The following is a 3069-nucleotide window of genomic DNA, read 5'->3' on the forward strand; positions in this document are numbered from 1 at the left end:
GGGGTGGCTGTACCGGGTCGGGTGGGGACGCGGGAGCGCGTCCCCACCCGACCCGGGCGATCAGAGCTGCGTGACGAAGGTGCTCACGATTGCCGGGGTGTCACTGGTGCCGAAGGCGCCGTCCGCGACGGCGATCTGCGGTTCGCGGAAATTCCGGCAGGTCCACATACGCGCGTCGGCGCCGACACCTTTCCACGCCGTGATGACGGTGTTTCCCACGTGGGCCGCCGACGGCCCGGTGCTCGTTCCGCCCGGGGAGGGCCGCTGGGCCGACCAGCGGCCGTTCTGGAACTCCGCGTGCCAGATTCCCGCGTCGTTTCCCGAGCCCTTCCAGACCAGGAAAAGGCCCTGCGGTGACGCGGCGAGCGCCGGGCCGTGGGTGGACGCGGCCAGGCCGCCGGCGACCCGTTGCGGCCCGAGATTCTCGGAGAACCAGATGGTCTGGTCGGGGCCGGCCCCGCGCCACGCCATGAGCGCGCGGCCGTTGTGGAAGGCCAGCGCCGGCCGGTCCTCGGTGCGGGGGGCGTCCGCCGGGGTCTGCTGGTCGGACCAGCCGTCGCCGTACCAGCCCGCCGTCCAGATCCGGCTGTCGTCGTCGGCGCCGCGCCACGCGGCGCGGGCGGTCAGGCTCCCGTCGGAGGCGGCACCGATCCCGCCCCTGTTGGTGGCGAAATACCGCACCTGCTGCTGGTCGCGCCAACTGCCGTCCGAATGGGCCCGGGACCAGAAAAGCCGCTGGTCGGCGTTCTTGCCTTTCCAGATCAGCATCGGATCGCTCACCAGGCCGCCCCCGTCCGTGGATTCCCCGCCCGGTTGTCGACTCGTCTTCGAGCAAGGAACGACGCCCGCCGTGGTGGTCGGGTCGTTGACGGCGCCGATCCTATCCGGATGAACCTCGGATGAACAGTCCGCGGATTCGGCCGCCAGTGTCGTCATGGCGACGTCAATGGCGCACCGGAAAGCGGAATGCTGATGGCTATGGCGTCGGGACCGGCTACGACGTCGGGGCCGGTTACGGCGCCGGGATCGGTTACGGCGCCGGGACCGGCTGGGGTGCGGGTGGGCCGACGTAGCGGGCCGATGGGCGAATGATCTTGCTGTCGGTGGCCTGTTCGAGGATGTTCGCCGTCCAGCCGAGCGTGCGGGCGACGGCGAACGTCGGGGTGAACATGTCCCGTGCCAGTCCGCAGAGCTCCATCACGACCCCGGCGTAGAACTCGACGTTCGTGTGCAGCTCGCGGCCCGGCTTCAGCTCGGCCAGCAGCTCCACCACCCGCCGCTCGACCTGGACCGCGAACGCGACGAGGTCGCCGCCGAAGTCCTCGGCGACGCCGCGCAGCAACCGCGACCGCGGATCCTCGGTCCGGTAGACGGGATGGCCGAAACCCATGATCCGATCGCCGGCGAGGACATGGTCGCGGATCCACGGGTCGATACGCTCGGGGCTGCCGATCGCGTCGAGGGTGTCCAGCGCCCGGCTCGGCGCGCCGCCGTGCAGCGGCCCGGACAGCGCGCCGATCGCGCCGACGACGCAGGCCACCAGGTCCGCCCCGGTCGAGGCGATCACCCGGGCGGTGAACGTCGAGGCGTTGAAACCGTGGTCGACCGTGCAGATCAGGTAGCGCTCGATCGCGCGCACCTGTGCGGCGGTCGGTTCGGCGCCGGTGACCATGTACAGGTAGTTGGCCGCGAACGGCAGGTTGTCGCGGGGCGCCACCGGGGCGAGGCCGCGGCCCAGCCGGTGCAGCGCGGCGACGAGCGTCGGGGTGACCGCGCCGACGAACAGGGCGTCGTCGACGCGGGCCGCCTCGTCGGTGTCGTACAACGGGGCGACGCCACGGGCGGCACCGGCCAGCGACAACGCGGTGCGCAGCCCGTCGAGCGCGCCCCCGTGGGCCCCGGCTCGCGCGAGCGCCGGCAGCAGCTCGCCGAGGCCCGCCGGGAGCCGCCGCAACGGCACGACCCGGGCGGCGAACGCGGCCCGCGCCGCGGCGTCCGGCAGCTCGCCGAACAGCATCAGCTGCCAGACATCCTCCAACGATCGGCGTTCGGCCAGCTCCACGGCCGAGTACTGCCGATAGTGGAAGAAGCCCTCGCGCCCGCGCACGTCGCCGAGTGCCGTCTGCGTGACGACCACCCCCTTCAGCCCCCGCGGGACGTCCACCCCCGCCGACGAAATGGGCGAGGCCTGTGCCGCCGCTGCCTGCGCTGCTGCCTGCGTTGCGTTCTCGGCGCCAGTGCGGGCCGTGTTGTCAGTCGTGATCACCATGATGGGTCGCCTCCTCGTCATCCATGGTTGATCCTTTATCGACGCCATGTCAACGTTGATTGTAATCAACGTGAATCGGTACACTCGGTGGAGCGGGAGGAGGCGCGGATGAGTCATGGTGAGCGGCTGACGTCACGCGAGGTCGCCGACCGGCTCGGGGTGAAGCTCGAAACGGTCTACGCCTATGCCAGCCGCGGGCTGCTGCACAGCCGGCGGGCGGCCGGCGAGCGGGGTAGCACCTTCGATCCCGCCGAGGTCGAACGGCTACGCACCCAGGGCCATGCGCGGGCTCGCGCCGCCACAGCCGACGGGACCGCCGCTGCCGCGAATCCCGCCCCGACCGCCGCTGCCACTGCCGCCGCTTCGGCTGCCGCTGCTACCACCGTTGCTGCCAGCGGCGTCGCCGTGCCGGCCGGCGCCGACCTGCCGGCGGTGCGCACCCGACTGACCCTCGTCGTGGACGGCCGCCTGTACTACCGCGGGGTCGACGCCATCGCGTTCGTCGCCGACCACAGCTTCGAGGACGTGGCCGGCTGGCTCTGGCGCGGTCGGACGGACCCCGCGATGGTGCTGTCCGTGTCGCCGGATCTTGCCGCCACCCTGGAGCGGGTGGGTGGGATCCTGCCCGCCCGGTCGCGGCTCACCGACCGGCTACGGGTCGCGGTCTCGGTCGCCGCGGCGAGCGATCCGCTGCGCTTCGACCTGCGGGAGGACAGCGTTCTGCTCACCGCCCGCACCCTCGTCGCGGCGCTCGTCGAGGCTCTCCCGACGCCACCCGAGGTGCCCCCGGTGAGTGGTGC

At 72.3% G+C, this 3069-nt stretch carries 3 protein-coding genes; 1 reads left to right on the forward strand and 2 read right to left on the reverse strand.

From position 1 onward, the window contains the following. Positions 1-60: 60 nt before the first annotated feature. Together NBZ85_RS29560 and NBZ85_RS29565 are read right to left on the reverse strand one after the other, a co-directional pair. A complete protein-coding gene (locus NBZ85_RS29560; protein ID WP_261560532.1) occupies positions 61-780 on the reverse strand; it encodes a hypothetical protein in 720 nt (239 codons plus the stop codon). A gap of 250 nt (positions 781-1030) precedes the next feature. Continuing rightward, complete coding sequence (locus NBZ85_RS29565) at positions 1031-2269, reverse strand: citrate/2-methylcitrate synthase (protein ID WP_261560531.1); 1239 nt, start codon at positions 2267-2269, stop codon at positions 1031-1033. A gap of 108 nt (positions 2270-2377) precedes the next feature. On the opposite strand from NBZ85_RS29565, the gene NBZ85_RS29570 reads away from it, so the two are divergent. After that, a partial coding sequence (locus NBZ85_RS29570; protein ID WP_261563219.1) for a MerR family transcriptional regulator occupies positions 2378-3069 on the forward strand: 692 nt, incomplete at its 3' end.

Source organism: Frankia tisae, assembly GCF_025403405.1.
Lineage (GTDB): Bacteria > Actinomycetota > Actinomycetes > Frankiales > Frankiaceae > Frankia > Frankia tisai.

Excerpts from the sequence above, each read along its gene's own strand:
- NBZ85_RS29565 (WP_261560531.1), bottom strand. The coding sequence starts at position 2,269 with ATGGTGATCACGACTGACAACACGGCCCGCACTGGCGCCGAGAACGCA.